The following is a 16,750-nucleotide window of genomic DNA, read 5'->3' as shown; positions in this document are numbered from 1 at the left end:
CAGCTTGTTAGTTTGTATAAAACATTTGCACAAAAATACAAATCTACAAAAATATATAAATTATCTCATAATTCTCCACAAATCTAAAAAATATGATATCATAAGGTATAAATCGGAATGAAAGCGATTTGATTTCGGTTGAGAAAATTCTTTAACGTGATATAATAATAGAGAAAGACTGGATAGAAAGAGGGAAATGGTATGATCGAAAACAGAGAACAACACCTGATTCGAAAAATACGTTCTTTATGTGCCCAGCTAGAAAGCGAAATAGACGCAAAAGAAAATGGACAGGCAAATCAGCAGGATACCATGGGAACAATCAATTATAAAGAATTGTTGGAAATGAGTGCTGATTACTATTGGACATTTGATCCAAACGCCAATATGATACAATTCCTTTATATTAAGGGAAGAACATCACAGGATATGCCGGTAAGCGTATCATACACAACGATATTAAAAGCAATACCGACAGATCAGCAGAAAGTTATTTCCGATGCGTTTTTACATTTGCTGCAAGGGGAAAGCAGAGAAGAAGTATTTCAGTTTCAAAGAGTACATGGTGATTTGACTTATGAAATGGAAGCCTCCTGTCGTGCCTTCATGGATGGTCAGATTAAAAAAGTAATGGGAATCTGTAAGTTATATAACAAGTATAGCAGAAGTCAAAGACAGACAGTACAGGAAGAAGAAAAATTCAATGTACTGATGAGTTTATCTAATATGTTTATATGGGAGTATGATGTAAAAGAAGACACGTTTTTGGCAAATGCTTCACTGTTTCATAAATTAAAGATTGATGAAGGAACTTATAGTTTTGAAGAAGCTGTAGATCTATTAGGCATGCCTAAATTAAATGATTTGAAACAGCATATTATGGATGATAATCTTACGGGACATGCCATTGTGCATGTAAAGCCAAAAGGCAATCCCATGGATTATATATTTGAAACAAACTATAAACCTATCAAGGATAAACATGGACGTTATCAAATGATCATTGGCACGATGGAGGATATCACAGAAAAAGAAATCCTGAAAACTAATGCCAGCAAAGATCCTTTGACCAATAGTTATAATCGAAGAACTGCAGATATGACACTGCACAGTAGCTTTGAGAAATTTATGAATGGTGAAGATTTCTATACATTGATCTTCTTTGATATTGATAACTTTAAGAGTATCAATGATTCTTATGGACATGATATGGGAGATTATGTATTGCGTCATGTGTGTGAAGTAATCACAAAAGAAATCCGTAACAGTGATATGTTGTGTCGCTGGGGTGGAGATGAATTCTTATTGATTTGTACAGGTATTTCAAAAGAAAATATCTATGCGTATATTGATCGTTTAAGAAAACTGATTGATAACACGGAATTTGCATTCAATAAAGAGAAAGTACATGTGACAGTATCCATGGGTGCTGCCTATTATTACCATAGTGATGTGACCTTTGATCAGGCAATGAAAAGAGCCGATCGCAGTGTTTATAAATCAAAACTTGCTGGTAGAAACAAAGTATGTATCTTAAAATAGCCTTCTTACTTATTCGTAAGAAGGTTTTTCATATCCTTTGGCAGCTCACATGTACAAGTGATGATTTCCTGTAAAAGTGGATGGGGAAAACTTAATTGATAAGCATGCAGGGCACAACGCTTAATTCGTTTGTCTTTTTTTCCATATAAAGGATCGGATAATATAGGATGATGAATAGATGCTAAATGTACACGGATTTGATGGGTCCTTCCTGTGAACAACTGACATTTCACAAGTGCATAATCTTTATATTGCTGACATACGCTGACTTTTGTTTTGGCAGCTTTACCATGCTTGTCAATTCGCATTTTTTTAGCATTATGACGATCTCTGGCAATGCCTGCCTGTATCATCCAGCTTTGTTTTTCCATGACTCCCTGTACGATGGCCTGATAATCGCGCTTAATTTGTTTTTGGGATAATTGCATATCCAATAATGGCTGAAAGAATGGCTCCTTGCAAAATAATACCAGACCGCTGGTTTCTACATCTAGACGATGAATCGGGCGAACAAGATGCTGCTGATTTGTTTTATCATAATAAGCCTTTACAGCATTGCATAAAGTGTGATTCTGATTATTGCCATCACTGTGTACGAGCATGCCACTTGGTTTATCTACAATCAAGAAGATATCATCTTCATATACGATGGACAAGGAGGTATTCCATGCATGGATCGTGTCGCTTTCCTGTGATAAAGTGATTGTTACGATATCATCAGGCTTTAACATCTTTGACTGATACAGGGGAGTGCCATTTACTTGAATTACACGCTTCTGGTATAAAAAATAACGCTGTTTTCTTGCGATATGGAATGTATCAAGTACAGCATCCATTGTTGTTTCTTCTTTTATGGGAATCGTTAAGATATGATTTTGAAGTTTCATTTTGATCTTCCTTTTTTTATGAGCATTTGAATATACATAAGGGTTTTGGAAATGCTATACTATGGGCGTATCAAGGGATACACAAGAATAGCAATGATCCTTTCCTGGAAAAGGATAACATAAAATAAGGAGGAAATAAATATGAAATTATTAAAATGTTCAGTATGTGGAAACATTGTAGAAATGGTAGAGGACAAAGGCGTACCTGTTATGTGCTGTGGCAAGCCAATGGTAGAACTTCATGCCAATGAATCAGATGGTGCACTGGAAAAACATGTACCTGTCGCAGAAGTAGTGGATGGCAATCTGCATGTGAAGGTAGGAAGTATGGAACACCCAATGCTGCCAGAACACTTTATCACGATGATTATCGCAGAATTTGGAGAACGCAGTGTTCGTGTGAATTTAACACCAGGTGAAAAACCAGAAGCTGTGATTGCATTAGGCGATTATAAAGGTAAAATCCACGTATATGAATACTGTAATCTGCATGGATTATGGAAAACAGATATTGAAGCATAAGGCAACTTCGGTTGTCTTTTTTTCTTGTGTCCTTTGCTAGATAGGATTACAATATAAGTAAGGAAGTGATCGTTATGTCAAATGAATTATTAGAGTTATTAAAGAGTCGCCGTTCTATTCGTTCTTATCTGCCGAAAATGATCAAAGAAGAGGAACTAGATGCCATTGTGGAGGCAGGAACCTATGCACCTACTGCGATGGGCAGACAATCACCAATCATTGTGGCTGTCACAAATAAAGAAATACGTGATGAATTAAGCCGCATGAATGCCGAAATTATGCAATCTGTCATGGATCCATATTATGGTGCGCCGGTGATTATACTGGTATTTGCGCCAAGAGAGGAAGCTACCCATATACAGGATGCCAGCTGTGTTTTATTGAATATGATGCTGGCAGCACATAGCTTACATATTGGTACCTGCTGGATCAATCGGGAAAAGGAAATGTTTGATACACCACGTGGAAAACAGCTCATGGCGGAATGGAAAATTGATGGATGTTATGAGGGTGTTGGTGCACTGGCTGTTGGATACAGTAGAGAAAAAGATCCATGTCCAAAAAAGAGAAAAAGTGATTACATTATCAAAGTAAAATAAAAAGTGGAAATTTTTCCACTTTTTTCTCTTCATCTTGTCTATATCATACCACAAAATGGCAATTTTTTCAAAACTATACTTTTTTTGTTAAGTCCAACGCATTTATTAAAATAAAAAGAATTAAATGAATACAAGAAATAAAAAAGATTTATTTGTAATTCTTTTTGTTTCCATGTGTATCAACTAATTTTTTAATAACCTCATATTTGTATTGTTCATTCATTCTTAAATTTACCTTTCTCATAAAGACCTCACTTTCATAGTAAGGTCATATCATAAATGATTTTAAAGACAAAATCAATTTGGTTTCATTAAGACATTATCATATTCGAATCATATACGAATCATAAGTTTATGTAGATTTATTGAATAATAAGACAAATGATGATATAATTTATGAGCTATCAAAATTATTCAAATTGCAGATTGGATATATTCTTATGAAACTGTTTAAGCACACAAGAAAATACTATCTTAAAAAAATACAAAATGGGAAACTAACAAATCAACAGGTTGCAGATATTGTAAATACAACTATTGACATTGTAGATTCTGCATATACAAAATATTTGAAAGAACAGAATCCATTTTTACGGAAAAGTTCTAATTTTAAAATTGTTACTATCCAAATTATAATTTCTATAATTTCAACTATTTTAGTGTTACTTACTTTGTTTGAAATGCAAGCTGCCAGAAATGCAACATATTTACCTAATATATCTCTAGCAAATACAGAAGTAGCAATTTCTTGGGATAGTAATGAATCACCTTTTATAAGCGAAGAGGTAGAGACCATTATCTCAAAAATGATTACAGATAATGATATTAAAATAAATGCACTACCTAAACTAAAAATTTATAATATTGGTGTTGGAACAGCTAAAGATATTACTTTTGCTTGGAATACAGAAAAAAATGTAAAACAATTTATGAATATTTTAAATTCCTATGATGATATAAATATATCTTTTGAAAAAGGTATGATAAATATTAAAACCTCCTCAATAGAACATAGTATTTGGGAACCTGACCAAAGTAAAATTGATTTTTTACTAAATTCAACAAAAGAATATGATACTTTACCATTCCCACTTGCTTATTACGAGCTAATTAAAGAAACCTATATAAAAAATGATATAAAAGAATTCCCTATACTTTACTTAGCTGTTTCTTATTCAGATGTTCAAGGTAAAATATATAATGATATAATACACATATATGCTAATATTTCTTTTCTCAATCAAAATCCTGATGGAAGCGGTTTTTGTATTTTTACTTTAATGTCATCAAAGGATAATAAGTCTATGAATACAATAAATTTAAATAATTTTAGTAGTGATAACTTAATAACAATTACTTCTATTTGTGCTGTAATTATCAGTATTATATCAATGATTTTTACTGTTATTTTCAGTATGTTTCAAGTTAAACATAATAAAAATAGTGTGAAACCCATATCTGCAATTAAGTTTAATGACTACGAAAACGAAATTACTGTTAAAATACAAAATGTTGGGACTGGTCCATTGATAATCAATAAATTAGTATTTAAAAATTCTTCTAAAGAATCATCAACCTTAATATCTATGATGCCATCTATAGACCAATCATGGACTGCTTTTACTGAATGCGTTGATGGTTGGACAATTCCAGTTGGTGGGCAATTGATAATACTCAAAATCAATCTAGAAAATGATGAAGTAAAAGCACTTATTAGAGGAGAGCTTTCTAAAATAACCGTTTTTCTTAAATATACTGATATTTATAATACTAAATTTCAAGACAAACGCTCTCTTGATTTTTTTGGTTGACATCAAAATTGATTATATAACTGAATGCAGGTACAGATTTCTATTCCACCCATGAACTTTTTATTAGCCTGTGATAAGGGTCAAAATCTCTTTTGCAAAGGTAATGATGACGCCACTTGTAAGGGTCAGAAAACTGTTTGTCCACTGTGCCGTGTCGTGAGATTTGAGCAAGAGTCCAATCTGCATTACACAAAAGCCAAGAAAAATCATATCGAGAGTACATATTAAACAAAAAATAAAATCGGAAAGGCTGTTGATCACGGCAATAGGATCATTGGCGGCAAAGGTTGCCTTTGATGTAATCATAAGTTCATTTTATAAATGGTAGCAGGATCTCTTAAAGATGATATTCTATCTATTGAAAATGATTAGCCTTCTTCTACATTTAACCAACAACGCTCTAAAATCAAGGTTGATGCATTTAGTTTTCTGTTTCATGCATTTAATGATACTATGGACTATACTCAATTTACTTATAAAGGATATCATTTATTGGCAGTTGATGGTGATACTGCCTATATTTCTTATGATTCTAACAATATGTAGATCAAAAGAGTGCCAAAGGTCATAAAGCCTTTCATTATGATATTTTTGCTCACATGTATCATGATGTTATTATTCAAGGAGAAGCAAAAATGAATGAAAATAAGCATCTAATGAATTAGTTGAGCCGTTACAAAGGATTCATTCAATTTTAACGCTGATAGAGGTTATAAATCATTTAACTCTTTTGAATATGTGATTCGATCTGGAAACATGTTCATTATTTGTAATCTTACTAGAGCATTTCATATTATTAGGCAATTTTTGAAATTAAAAAAAGTGACATTGAGTCACCTCAGACTGTTACAATTCATTTATAATAGGTTTCTTTTTAAACATTATTGATGGATTAACTTGTTTTAATTCATTATAAGTATCGATTTCAATAACATCGTCTTTTTCTACAGGGCGTACCATGATTTGATAATGATCTATACACTCTTTTAATGATACTTCATCCCAATATTTTTCTTTTCCTCCAGGGCTATGGAAAATTTCATCAATATCAATGCTTTTTTTTCGCATCTTCTTTAGACCAGTACGAAAAGCCAAACATATGATGAACAAGCGCAGAAGCACAAGTAAATCTAGCATCAAATGGTTTATAGGTTATGGATTAGAAGAAAAGACACCGCATTTTTCAGATTTTTCAAAAACATATATAAGGAAATTTTCAAAAGAGATTGAAATCAAAGATGACAAAGGAAATATTATTGAAAAGAAAAGTATCTTCACTGTACTATTTGATGAAGTTATCGAGCAAGCAATGGAATGTAACTACATATACCTAGGACATATCTATATGGACAGTACACATATAAAAGCAAATGCAAATAAGAAAAAAGTGACAAAACAGATGTTTTGTATTGAACACAGGGATCGTACCGGCAAATCTGCATGAGAGCACGATGTTCCATGAGGTGTATAAAGCAACGACAAAGGAAATAATAGAAAGCGGAGTAACCCCATTTATGCCCTATACGAGACCAAAGGGGAAAAAGAACAATGAAGAAAACACAACAAAATATGGGGAGAAAGATTTTGAATATGAAGCGGCAGATGTATTCCATGGACCACAAGGCTGTATATTCACACTAAGAGGAATCGATAGAAAAACAGGATATATAACCTATCGAAGTGAAAAAAAGAAATGTGATACATGTCAAACGAGAGGAAAATGTTTAAGTATAACAGTAACTACAAAGATAGTAGTAAAACATATATGGCAAGAAAGTTTAGATGAAGCAGAACGGATACGCTTAATGGAATATTGGCAACGATATTATCCACAGAGGAGCCGTACAATAGAACGTGTCTTTGCTGATGCGAAAGAAAGACATGGAATGCGATTCACGAGATATAAAGGAATAAAAAAGGTCTTAATGAGACAAGATTAGTTTTTGCGGCGATGAATTTAAAAAAGATGGCAATAAGGGATTGGAAAGCAGAGTAAAAGCTGTTTATTTTTAATCATCATCATAAATCAAAGGAAGTATAAAAAAACAGAAGTAAATCCAAAATGTTAAATTTGGAAATAACTCTGTATGTCAACAGTCTGAAGTGTAATTTTTTCCACTTTTTTCTCTTCATCTTGTCTATATCATACCACAAAATGGCAATTTTTTCAAGACTATACCTTCTAAGCTGTCTATGGTATAACATATATCCACGAGAGGAGATATGTTATGAATGCTATAGAAAAAACGAACAAAATACACAAGTTGTGCACACAAATCAATGGGGGTCTACAGGCAAGTGGATATTGGTTAAGTGAAGAAGATATCAGTTATTTACGCAAGCAACAGATACAGGCCTGTAAGATCCATCAGATGATTGATTTTGATTCCCATATTCTGTTTGATATCGCAAACACCTTTCAAAAATCTCCTTATATCCGTTACGATTCTTTTGTGAACTGTATCAAAGAGGCACTTTATATTTACTATGGTGTCAGACGACGTGATCACATACGATATGATCATGAAATTGTGGTAATCATGTATGAACAATATATAGCACATCATGGGATCTTTGATCTTGCATTGCTTCAGGATTGTATCAAGGCGGTGAAAACAAATGAATAATTTAACAACATCAGTTTATGAAAATAAAGAAGTTTATGCTTTATCCAAACGTTTAAGTTTAGAAAAAAACAAGCATCGTTCCACAGCGATATCTATCAAAGATTATCAAAGAATTTTAAAAAGTATTTCCTTTATATGTGATCATGCGACAAGACAGGGAACACTTGAAATACGCTATGCTTCTGGCTTGAAGGAAGTAGAGCGCTTAGTGAAAGAAACACGACAACAGGCAGACATATATTTAAAAAAACAGCGCCCATTGCCCAATGAACGGTATCGCAGTATTCTGACTCAACAGCTTCCTGATTTTTTATCATCATATGATGAGCATTACCATGCGACATCTTGTAAAGAAGATTTCGATTATCCATTATTATATGGTTTGCCCTTGGAACATGCCATGTATCATAAACAGGGAATTGATCTTGTGGCATATTATTTATCGATGTTTTGTATGGAAGAGCGGATATTACATCTTTTTCATGAACAGCTGTCTGATTTTCTGACATCGTATGCTGTTTTTTATGGCGTGGAGATTGAAGAATTAGGTATTAATTTTTGTGAGCTGATCATTACGCAGGCATTCTTTTCTTTTAGCTTAAAACATCGCTATGAGCTTTTGATATCACACGAACAAAAACAACAGATCATACAAATAATAAAACAAGCAGATGATCTTTTTAAGCTGTATCAGGCTTTCTTGTCCATCTTTGATACAGATATAAAACAATATCTATCAGGCTATGGGCAGATACTTATAAACAAAATCACATGGGCACTTAAAGAGGATATGCTCGATCAATTGATCGTTCATGAAATGTGTAGAAATGAAATTGAAGTGAATATTCATGCTTTCAATGAACCAGAGCATTTCTTTACGTTGTTGAAGCATTTAGAAGAATGTGATACACAGAAACGGATAGAAGCTGTTTTACATTCTGAAATAGGGTTCTATGATTATATCGATTTGTTTGATATGCAGATTTTGTCGAAAGATGAGTATTTTCTGTTGTTTCAAATGTTTGATTCCATGTCTTTGGCATATTTATTTTATATCCACTTTGAAGAAGCTTGCGTGTTTCATCAACGTATTGAATTGGATGATACATTATATCAAAAGGTTTCGATCATGCAGGATTGGGAGGAAGTATTCATACAGTATTTGATTACATGTGATCGAAAAATGGAAATAAAGAATTGTTTGATATCCTTGCAAGATGGGGCTGTGCGTAAATAAAAAGCACTATTCGTGCTTTTCATAGTAATGAATCAAAGCCTGTGTACCAGCATTTTCTTCTCCTTTTTTTGCCAGTTCTTCATACATATGGCAAACCGTATCCAGCATATCCAAATGCTGTTTACCCATTTCTTCCTGTACAATATGCATGTCTTTAATAAAATGCTTGATATAAAAACCAGGCGCAAAATCGTTCTTTAACACACGTGGTGCTGTATTGTTGATTTGCCAGCTGCCAGCCGCACCACCTGCGATTGCTTGAAGCATGGCTTCTACATTCAAATGATTTTCTTTCGCATATACAATGGCTTCACTCATTGCCGCTACAGCACCTGCCACTGCAATCTGATTACATGCTTTGGTATGCTGTCCACTTCCGGCTTCTCCCATATATAGCGGGGTTCCCATAAGTGATAAGATAGCTTTACATTGATCAAATGTTTCCTGATCGCCTCCACACATAATAGATAATGTACCAGCTTTTGCGCCACTATCTCCACCTGATACAGGGGCATCCATCATTTGATAAGCAAGTGCTTTGGCCTTTATCGATAACGTTTGCGCTAATTTTGGAGATGATGTAGTCATATCAATCAGAATGGCATGCTTTTTCGCATGAGCAAAAATACCATCTTTTGATGTATAGACTTCTTCTACATCCTTTGGATATCCTACCATTGTGAACACCATGTCACAATCCTTCACACAATCTTTTATTGTCTGATGTACTGCTACACCACAGGATACTAATTTTTCAGCTTTTTCATAGCTTCGATTATAAGCATGTACCTCATGCTCTGCCTTTACAAGATGCATTAACATGGCACTGCCCATGACACCTGTTCCTATCCATGCAATCTTCATTATAAATTCCTCCTTCTTTTGTTTATATTATACAGAAAGATAAAGGAAAATACAAAAGATCAGACAAGATAAAAGACTTTGTAGGATACGATAAATAAGAAAGGTACGATATTTTGTTTTACAATTATCACACATAGAATATATCTGCATATGCACACAGAATCCACCAAAACCTAACAATGCACTTGTACACAATAATTTGCATATCGTAGACAAGGATGTTGCCTGTATCAGAAAGACACCACTGGAAAATTCAGCACAGATACGAAGTGGCAGAGAAACAAGTTGAGGCAAAAAGGAAAAAACAATGCCTGTGACACTCATAAATATCATCAAATACCCGCCAATCATAAATAAAGAAGTCCCACTTTCTAATAAGGATGCACTAAAATCCTGCATGAAGCTGTTGGTGCTTTGATGCTTTACATGATGGGTATGGATACTTCTTGATCTTGTGAGCCACAACATAAAAAAGCCATAAAGAACAGAGGATACATATAAATAAAATCCAGTCTTTGCGTTATGATATAAACCAACACCACAGCTTAATATCACAAATCCAGGTGTAGGAAAACAACAGATCAGAAATAAACGCTGCGCACTCTGTAGATCTAATTCCTTTCGCCTGTAGGCTTCTTCAATAAATAAAGAACCATTAGGAAAGCCTAACAGCATACTGCTGATCACCAACGCAAAAGATGCCTGATCTAATCCAAACATGCGACATATCATATCTGGAACCAGGTGCTGTAACATCTGTTGTTTATATAATAAACGAATCAGTACCATAGTCACAAACATGCTTGGCACTAAGTTTTCAAACCAGAGTGTCAAAGATTGGGAACTGATTTTGATACAGATACTGCCATAGCATAAACATAATAATAAAGCTGTTAACAGGAAATAGCGCAGAATTTTTTTCACAACATCACCGTTTTTACCATATGCTGGAAAAGAAAGAAACATGAAGGTCTTTTCCTATTTTCAAAAATATGTTAAACTATGTACTCGATAAGAAAAAATGAGGTGTTGGATATGATATCATTACTCGCAAAAAAAATGATTAAAAACTATGAAGATATAAACAATGAACATGTACGTCGTGCATATGGAAATCTGACAAGTACCGTGGGCATCGTCAATAATATTATCCTGTTTGCGTTTAAATTTATCGCAGGAACATTGGCACAAAGTGTTTCCATCACAGCGGATGCTGTTAATAACCTTTCGGATGCTGGTAGTTCTATTATCTCACTTATCAGTTTTAAGCTGTCCAGTAAACCCGCAGATGAAAAGCATCCTTTTGGTCATGCCCGATATGAATGTATTGCCTCTATGGTTGTCGCTGCTCTTATTTTGATATTAGGTTTAGAATTGATTAAATCCAGTATTACCAAAATCATTTCTCCAGATGCCATTGAATTCAGCTGGTTATCTATTGTGATTTTAGCTTTTTCTATCAGTGTGAAGCTTTGGATGTATACTTACAACAAACATTATGGCAAGCTGTTAAAATCCAGTATCATGGAAGCAACTGCTGCTGACAGTATATCTGATGTTATGGCTACTGGTGCTGTTTTATTGTCTACGATTATTTCACCATTGATTCATTTCAATCTGGATGGATATATGGGGGTTATTGTGGCATGTTTTATTATTATCGCAGGCTTTGGCATTATCAAATCTGCATTAGATGAATTGTTGGGGAAGGCACCAGATGAAGAACTGGTAAAAAATATTCAAAAGAAAGTAGAAGCATATCCGGGTGCTATTGGTATGCATGATCTGGTCATTCATGATTATGGAAGCCATTCAACATTTGCTAGTATGCATGTGGAAGTAGATCATAAAGTGGATGTATTAAAAAGTCATGATATGATTGATAATATGGAAAAAGATATCAAAGAATCTTTGGGTATAGAAATGGTGATTCATATGGATCCGATTGTCATAGATGATCCATTAACAAATGAATTGCGTGAATTTGTCAAGGAAACCGTACACAGTGTTGATGAACGTTTGTCTATGCATGATTTTCGTATGGTACCAGGGGTAACACATAGCAATCTGATTTTTGATGTTGTGGTACCATTTCAAATCAAATTAAGCAATACAGATATCTTAAAAGCGATTGAAGAAAAGGTAAAGGCGAGCTATCCAACCTATTTTGTGGTTGTGACATTTGATCGTGCATATACAAGTGATAAAATAAGTGATTAGAGCTGAAGAAAATATTCGGCTCTTTTTATAGATATCGTCATAAAAGGCTCCTACTTGAACAAATAATAAAAAGAGGTTCTTCAAATGGTTGTTAAAATACAATCATTGAAGTAACCTCTTTTTTATACCCTGTTTCGTCAAAAATTAATCTAATTCAAAATCATCATAAGGGAACATAGGACGTAAGATACGTTTAAATTCAAGCTTTTCACTACGCTGGTAGGTAGGACCTTGCGTCAAAGACATGATACATAACTTGCCATATTTCTTGAAATCATCAGAAATATACCCTTGTTTTGGAATGATGACATCATAATCATCAATATTTAAATGACTACATGGATACTGGTCTAAATCTGTATACTGGATAGCATCATATTCAACGATGACACTCACTGGCGCATCATCAAATTTCACAGTGATGGCAGTTCCAATATCTTTGCGATCTTCATATAATTTATGTGCGATACCTTTGGCAACGATGGTACCATGAACTTCTACACTCTTACATAATTCATCCAGGTTGGCACCTAATGTAAAGTCTACATGTGTACCGACTTCTTTATCGTATAGATAAGCGTAAGCATTTTTATCTACGATACCACTGAATAAAAACTGTTTTCCATGAGTATCTTTTAAATTCAATACTTGATGTAAGATATAGGTATTGAATCCATCAGCACCAGAACCAACATTATCACCAGAATCTGTCACAAAGACAGGAGAACCATCAAATTCTACCGCTTGTTTTATGGCATCCTCTGGTTCAGCGACATTACCATGGAAGTGGAATTCATGACGTTTTGAGAATGCATATTTACATAATTTATCTGCCATTTCCTGTGCATAAGCCTGATCCTTTTCACTGTTAGGCACAACAACAGCACTGCATCCTAATTTATCTCCATCATGACGTAAATATCCAATATGGAAAGAAGCACTCATGATACGAGCATCTTTTTCAAGTTCATCACAGAAATGATTGATGGATACCATTGGTTCATCGCTGGAAACACTCTTTTCTCCGCCAATGATAATAGGAACTTTCACATATGCCGGTTTGATATGACGACGATGCTTTAATAAATCCACAAACATCTTCGCAACGATCCGATAGGTTTCTACTGTATCTGTATGTGGTGATTCACGATAACAACGTAAAATATTAACATGATCGACCAACTCCTGTGAAAGATTTCCATGAGGGTCCATCACAAGTGCAATTGGAAGATATGGTCCGGTAATCTTACGGATTTCACGTAAGAATGCATGCTCCGCAGAACCACCTTCTAAATCAATAACCTTGCTGGCACCATGTAAGAATAAAAAGATACCATCAATTTCATGTAAATGTTCTTTCACATCATGTATTAATCTGGCTAGGATAAAATCAAAAGCATCCTTTGTGACTGGGCCATGAGGATGTCCAATTGCCGCAATACTTGGAATCATTTCAATACCAGCCCCTTCAAAGATATCTCTGGTATACATGGAATCAACACAATCTTCCCCGAATTTAAAAACAAATTTGTCAAATGACATCAATGAACGGGAATGTTCATTGGATTCTGAGCTGAAACGCGCTACTAAAACCTTCATAAACTACCTCCTCGATTTTTCTTATCTTCATTATAGGATAAACCAAAAGGGGAATTGAGAAAAAACTATCCTAGCCATTAGGAAGAAAAAAACATCGACGTTAATCGATGTCTTTACGAATAATATAGCTTAAATGTCTGCCACAGTGATGATCTCTTCGATAACTGAACAAAGCATCATTTGGTGAAAATGTATCAGATTTATTGATGGTGATGTTTTCCATTGGTACTCCGGCATCAAGCAGCATCTGTTTATTTAATCCACGATTGTTCACCAGGGCTTTTTCATCTGATAAATATGTGATATAACCGGATGTATCAAAACTCATAGATAAAATTTGATCAATAACATCACGACCTACTTCAAAGCTTCGATAAGCGATAGCAGGCCCAATATAGGCAATCACATGCGATGGGTCCACATGCTCCTGTGTGATCAGATGCTCCATGGTTTTACGTGTGATTTCTTTTACCGTACCCTGCCAGCCACTATGAATCGCTGCTATGATATTTTGAATGGGATCATATAACAAAACAGGAACACAATCCGCATGAAATACACCAAGTAAAACATTGCTTTCTCTTGTATATAAAGCATCACAATCATCAATGGCACTTGCCTGTTCATAAGCACCCTTGCCTAAATCATCAAAGGTTACACAATGAATATGATCACTGTGTGTCTGTTTTGCGAATACACAATGTTGCAAATCTGTGCCTAAAGCATCACACAGATGTTTTCGATTTTCTATGACATGATCTAAGTTTCCACCAACATGCAACGCCATATTATTATTTTCTAAAGCTTCAAGATCACGTAATGTGGTCCCAGCCAGAATATGAATGTCACCATTCCAGTCTATTTTTTTCATAAATTACCTTCCTTTTTCTTTATCATATTATACTATGTCAAACGATGAATATTTGATATCTATAGTATATGAAATTTTGTGCGGTTATGCAAACCATATACATTATAAAGGATAAAGGCAAGGCGTTTGTTAAGGTTTTGATAATTTTTATGAGTGATATAGTACAAAATACTGGATAGAACAGGCATTTTTTCAAACAACAGGAAAATTTATTGGTAATTTAGCACTAAAGTGTTGACAGTGCTAAAATATTGTCATATACTATTAGCAGACATAGAAGTGGAGTGCTAGAAAGGAGTGGACCAGAGATGACAGAAAGACAGATTGCAATATTTAAAGCAATTGTAGATGAGTTCACAAGAACAGCAGAGCCAGTTGGTTCTAAGCGTCTGTTAGATCTTTTGGATTTCACTTGTTCAAGTGCTACTATTCGAAACGAAATGGCTGCCTTAGAGGAAATGGGCCTTTTGGAAAAGACACATACTTCCAGTGGACGAATCCCAAGCAGTAAAGGGTATCGTTTCTATGTTGAACATCTGATGGAGAAACAGCTTGATGAAGGTGTCAAACATTCCCTGCAAGCTGTGTTCTCTGAACGCCATTATTCCATGGATGAAATCGTTAAGAAAAGCTGTGATATTTTATCACAGATGACATCGTTAACATCGGTGGTATTAGGACCGGACAGCAAGTATCAGACTTTACAGCATATCCAGCTAGTTCCCTTAAATGAACGTAGTGCTGTGGCCATCTTTATTACAGATCATGGACATACAGAGAATAAAACTTTCCATTTTGGAGAAGATGTCAGTGTCAAGGATATCAAGACATGCTGTGATTTGTTGAACGATAAGTTAAGTGGTACGCCAATTGGTGAAGTTGTGAATAAGATGAAGGAAATCCAACCGCTGTTAGCAAGTCATGTTGCACGACATGAAGTGCTATTTGAAGCATTCGTAAATGCCTTTATGAAATTTGCGAGTGATAACGTATATTGCAGTGGTCAATCCAACATGTTGTATCAACCGGAATTTGCGGATATCGAAAAGCTGAAAGAACTGATGAAAATGTTAGAGGACAGCTCACTATTTCGTCAGATTGCCAATCATGATGGAAATGTCGCTATCCAGATTGGTGGAGATAATGACCTGATTCAGATTGATGATGTTGCAGTTGTCAGCAGTAAGTTCAAGCTGAACAATGAAGAACAGGGTGAGTTGATGATTGTCGGTCCAACACGTATGCAATATAACCGAGTTGTTGCTTTAATGGAATATATGAGCAAAGTGATCGAAGACTTGTATCGGGAAGAAAATCAATAGGAGGTCAACATGCAGGAAGAAAATGTAAAAGAAAAAGAAACGACCGCAGAAGAAACGTGTGAAGAAGTAAAAGAAGACGTGAAAGAAACGGTCAGTGAAGAAACTACTCCTGAAGAAAAACAGGAAGAAACAGAAAACAAAAAAGAAGACAAAAAAGGCGCAAAATTCGGCAAGAAAAAGCGCATCGAGGAATTAGAAGAAGAGAATGCAAAACTGAAGGAAGAACTTGCGGCAAGTAAGAATGCTTACTTTAAAGCATATGCAGATGCTGAAAACTTAAAGAAACGTCTGCAAAGTGAAGCTGACAACGTTCGTAAATACCGTATTCAGGGATTTGCCACAGAAGTGCTACCGGTTATTGATAACTTAGAGCGTGCACTGGATGTCAAGGTAGATGATCCTAACGTAAAAAATTACGCAAAAGGATTTGAAATGATTTACCAGCAGCTGGTGCATATTCTGGAAATGGAAGGCGTAAAGGAAATTGAGGCAAAAGATAAGCCATTTGATCCAAACTTCCATCAGGCATTGATGCAGGAAGCCAAAGAAGGCGTAGAACCTGGTATGGTTATCGAAGTTTTACAAAAAGGATATATGTTAAAAGACCGCGTATTGCGTGCAACGCTTGTTAAAGTAAGCGAATAAAAGG

General features: G+C 34.8%; 17 protein-coding genes and 1 pseudogene. 11 read left to right on the top strand and 7 right to left on the bottom strand.

The annotated features are described in order from the left end of the window. Positions 1 to 201: 201 nt before the first annotated feature. A complete protein-coding gene (locus DW761_RS13795; protein ID WP_117518485.1) occupies positions 202 to 1,542 on the top strand; it encodes a sensor domain-containing diguanylate cyclase in 1,341 nt (446 codons plus the stop codon). A 5-nt stretch (positions 1,543 to 1,547) separates the two neighbouring features. Here the strand turns inward: DW761_RS13795 and DW761_RS13790 are convergent, their stop codons facing one another. Beyond that, positions 1,548 to 2,429, bottom strand: coding sequence for an RluA family pseudouridine synthase (locus tag DW761_RS13790; RefSeq protein WP_117518484.1), 882 nt, complete (start codon positions 2,427 to 2,429; stop codon positions 1,548 to 1,550). A 141-nt stretch (positions 2,430 to 2,570) separates the two neighbouring features. Between DW761_RS13790 and DW761_RS13785 the strand changes: the two genes are divergently transcribed. The 3 genes from DW761_RS13785 (at position 2,571) to DW761_RS13775 (ending at position 5,361) form a co-directional block, all read left to right on the top strand. Continuing rightward, a complete protein-coding gene (locus tag DW761_RS13785; protein WP_117518483.1) occupies positions 2,571 to 2,951 on the top strand; it encodes a desulfoferrodoxin family protein in 381 nt (126 codons plus the stop codon). 74 nt (positions 2,952 to 3,025) lie between these two features. Continuing rightward, the gene (locus tag DW761_RS13780; RefSeq protein WP_117518482.1) at positions 3,026 to 3,550 is read left to right on the top strand and encodes a nitroreductase family protein; all 525 of its coding nucleotides are present in this window, start codon (positions 3,026 to 3,028) and stop codon (positions 3,548 to 3,550) included. A gap of 440 nt (positions 3,551 to 3,990) precedes the next feature. Beyond that, entirely contained in the window at positions 3,991 to 5,361 is a 1,371-nt protein-coding gene (locus DW761_RS13775) for a hypothetical protein (protein ID WP_117518481.1), read from the top strand. A gap of 63 nt (positions 5,362 to 5,424) precedes the next feature. On the opposite strand, the pseudogene DW761_RS13770 reads toward DW761_RS13775, so the two are convergent. Both DW761_RS13770 and DW761_RS13765 read right to left on the bottom strand, forming a co-directional pair. After that, positions 5,425 to 5,646, bottom strand: a pseudogene (locus DW761_RS13770) (glutamyl-tRNA amidotransferase); the annotation flags it as partial. A 561-nt stretch (positions 5,647 to 6,207) separates the two neighbouring features. Further along, positions 6,208 to 6,429 (bottom strand): hypothetical protein, encoded by a 222-nt coding sequence (locus DW761_RS13765; protein WP_117518480.1) that lies wholly within the window; start codon positions 6,427 to 6,429, stop codon positions 6,208 to 6,210. 31 nt (positions 6,430 to 6,460) lie between these two features. Here DW761_RS13765 and DW761_RS13760 point away from each other — a divergent pair, with 31 nt between their 5' ends. The 4 genes from DW761_RS13760 to DW761_RS13745 all read left to right on the top strand — a co-directional run bounded on the left by DW761_RS13760 (position 6,461) and on the right by DW761_RS13745 (position 9,225). Then, on the top strand, positions 6,461 to 6,805 hold the full coding sequence (locus DW761_RS13760) for a hypothetical protein (protein WP_147323327.1): 345 nt from the start codon (positions 6,461 to 6,463) through the stop codon (positions 6,803 to 6,805). A gap of 70 nt (positions 6,806 to 6,875) precedes the next feature. Next, positions 6,876 to 7,301 carry a transposase gene (locus DW761_RS13755; RefSeq protein WP_158553811.1) on the top strand — a complete coding sequence of 142 codons (426 nt, stop codon included), beginning with the start codon at positions 6,876 to 6,878 and terminating at the stop codon, positions 7,299 to 7,301. Positions 7,302 to 7,589: 288 nt separating this feature from the next. After that, positions 7,590 to 7,988, top strand: coding sequence for a DUF6323 family protein (locus DW761_RS13750; RefSeq protein ID WP_117518477.1), 399 nt, complete (start codon positions 7,590 to 7,592; stop codon positions 7,986 to 7,988). Next, positions 7,981 to 9,225: a DUF6179 domain-containing protein gene (locus DW761_RS13745; RefSeq protein WP_117518476.1), complete on the top strand. Its 1,245-nt coding sequence runs from the start codon at positions 7,981 to 7,983 to the stop codon at positions 9,223 to 9,225. Before DW761_RS13750 ends, DW761_RS13745 begins: the two co-directional genes overlap by 8 nt. Before the next feature lie 6 nt (positions 9,226 to 9,231). On the opposite strand, the gene DW761_RS13740 is transcribed toward DW761_RS13745, so the two are convergent. Continuing rightward, on the bottom strand, positions 9,232 to 10,089 hold the full coding sequence (locus tag DW761_RS13740; RefSeq protein WP_117518475.1) for an NAD(P)-dependent oxidoreductase: 858 nt from the start codon (positions 10,087 to 10,089) through the stop codon (positions 9,232 to 9,234). 27 nt (positions 10,090 to 10,116) lie between these two features. Next, positions 10,117 to 11,055, bottom strand: coding sequence for a hypothetical protein (locus tag DW761_RS13735; protein WP_117518474.1), 939 nt, complete (start codon positions 11,053 to 11,055; stop codon positions 10,117 to 10,119). A 69-nt stretch (positions 11,056 to 11,124) separates the two neighbouring features. Here DW761_RS13735 and DW761_RS13730 point away from each other — a divergent pair, with 69 nt between their 5' ends. Beyond that, on the top strand, positions 11,125 to 12,309 hold the full coding sequence (locus tag DW761_RS13730) for a cation diffusion facilitator family transporter (protein WP_117451953.1): 1,185 nt from the start codon (positions 11,125 to 11,127) through the stop codon (positions 12,307 to 12,309). A gap of 144 nt (positions 12,310 to 12,453) precedes the next feature. Here the strand turns inward: DW761_RS13730 and DW761_RS13725 are convergent, their stop codons facing one another. Both DW761_RS13725 and pgeF read right to left on the bottom strand, forming a co-directional pair. Next, complete coding sequence (locus DW761_RS13725) at positions 12,454 to 13,908, bottom strand: M81 family metallopeptidase (protein WP_117518473.1); 1,455 nt, start codon at positions 13,906 to 13,908, stop codon at positions 12,454 to 12,456. Between the two features lie 100 nt (positions 13,909 to 14,008). Further along, positions 14,009 to 14,779, bottom strand: coding sequence for a peptidoglycan editing factor PgeF (gene pgeF, locus DW761_RS13720; protein WP_117518472.1), 771 nt, complete (start codon positions 14,777 to 14,779; stop codon positions 14,009 to 14,011). A 308-nt stretch (positions 14,780 to 15,087) separates the two neighbouring features. Here pgeF and hrcA point away from each other — a divergent pair, with 308 nt between their 5' ends. Next, the gene (gene hrcA, locus DW761_RS13715; RefSeq protein WP_117451959.1) at positions 15,088 to 16,101 is read left to right on the top strand and encodes a heat-inducible transcriptional repressor HrcA; all 1,014 of its coding nucleotides are present in this window, start codon (positions 15,088 to 15,090) and stop codon (positions 16,099 to 16,101) included. A 9-nt stretch (positions 16,102 to 16,110) separates the two neighbouring features. Continuing rightward, the gene (gene grpE / locus DW761_RS13710) at positions 16,111 to 16,746 is read left to right on the top strand and encodes a nucleotide exchange factor GrpE (RefSeq protein ID WP_117451961.1); all 636 of its coding nucleotides are present in this window, start codon (positions 16,111 to 16,113) and stop codon (positions 16,744 to 16,746) included. Positions 16,747 to 16,750 lie beyond the last annotated feature (4 nt).

This window comes from Absiella sp. AM29-15, from assembly GCF_003434225.1.
GTDB lineage: Bacteria > Bacillota_I > Bacilli_A > Erysipelotrichales > Erysipelotrichaceae > Hoskinsella > Hoskinsella hominis.
This window is presented reverse-complemented; position numbering and strand designations above follow the sequence as displayed.

Bases quoted from the DNA above. Each gene is read 5' to 3' on its own strand.
- DW761_RS13750 (WP_117518477.1), top strand. From the start codon at position 7,590: ATGAATGCTATAGAAAAAACGAACAAAATACACAAGTTGTGCACACAA.
- DW761_RS13745 (WP_117518476.1), top strand. From the start codon at position 7,981: ATGAATAATTTAACAACATCAGTTTATGAAAATAAAGAAGTTTATGCT.
- DW761_RS13765 (WP_117518480.1), bottom strand. From the start codon at position 6,429: ATGCGAAAAAAAAGCATTGATATTGATGAAATTTTCCATAGCCCTGGA.
- DW761_RS13740 (WP_117518475.1), bottom strand. From the start codon at position 10,089: ATGAAGATTGCATGGATAGGAACAGGTGTCATGGGCAGTGCCATGTTA.
- DW761_RS13795 (WP_117518485.1), top strand. From the start codon at position 202: ATGATCGAAAACAGAGAACAACACCTGATTCGAAAAATACGTTCTTTA.
- DW761_RS13725 (WP_117518473.1), bottom strand. From the start codon at position 13,908: ATGAAGGTTTTAGTAGCGCGTTTCAGCTCAGAATCCAATGAACATTCC.
- DW761_RS13760 (WP_147323327.1), top strand. From the start codon at position 6,461: ATGATGAACAAGCGCAGAAGCACAAGTAAATCTAGCATCAAATGGTTT.
- DW761_RS13785 (WP_117518483.1), top strand. From the start codon at position 2,571: ATGAAATTATTAAAATGTTCAGTATGTGGAAACATTGTAGAAATGGTA.
- DW761_RS13755 (WP_158553811.1), top strand. From the start codon at position 6,876: ATGCCCTATACGAGACCAAAGGGGAAAAAGAACAATGAAGAAAACACA.
- pgeF (WP_117518472.1), bottom strand. From the start codon at position 14,779: ATGAAAAAAATAGACTGGAATGGTGACATTCATATTCTGGCTGGGACC.
- DW761_RS13730 (WP_117451953.1), top strand. From the start codon at position 11,125: ATGATATCATTACTCGCAAAAAAAATGATTAAAAACTATGAAGATATA.
- DW761_RS13780 (WP_117518482.1), top strand. From the start codon at position 3,026: ATGTCAAATGAATTATTAGAGTTATTAAAGAGTCGCCGTTCTATTCGT.
- grpE (WP_117451961.1), top strand. From the start codon at position 16,111: ATGCAGGAAGAAAATGTAAAAGAAAAAGAAACGACCGCAGAAGAAACG.
- DW761_RS13775 (WP_117518481.1), top strand. From the start codon at position 3,991: ATGAAACTGTTTAAGCACACAAGAAAATACTATCTTAAAAAAATACAA.
- DW761_RS13735 (WP_117518474.1), bottom strand. From the start codon at position 11,055: ATGTTTCTTTCTTTTCCAGCATATGGTAAAAACGGTGATGTTGTGAAA.
- hrcA (WP_117451959.1), top strand. From the start codon at position 15,088: ATGACAGAAAGACAGATTGCAATATTTAAAGCAATTGTAGATGAGTTC.
- DW761_RS13790 (WP_117518484.1), bottom strand. From the start codon at position 2,429: ATGAAACTTCAAAATCATATCTTAACGATTCCCATAAAAGAAGAAACA.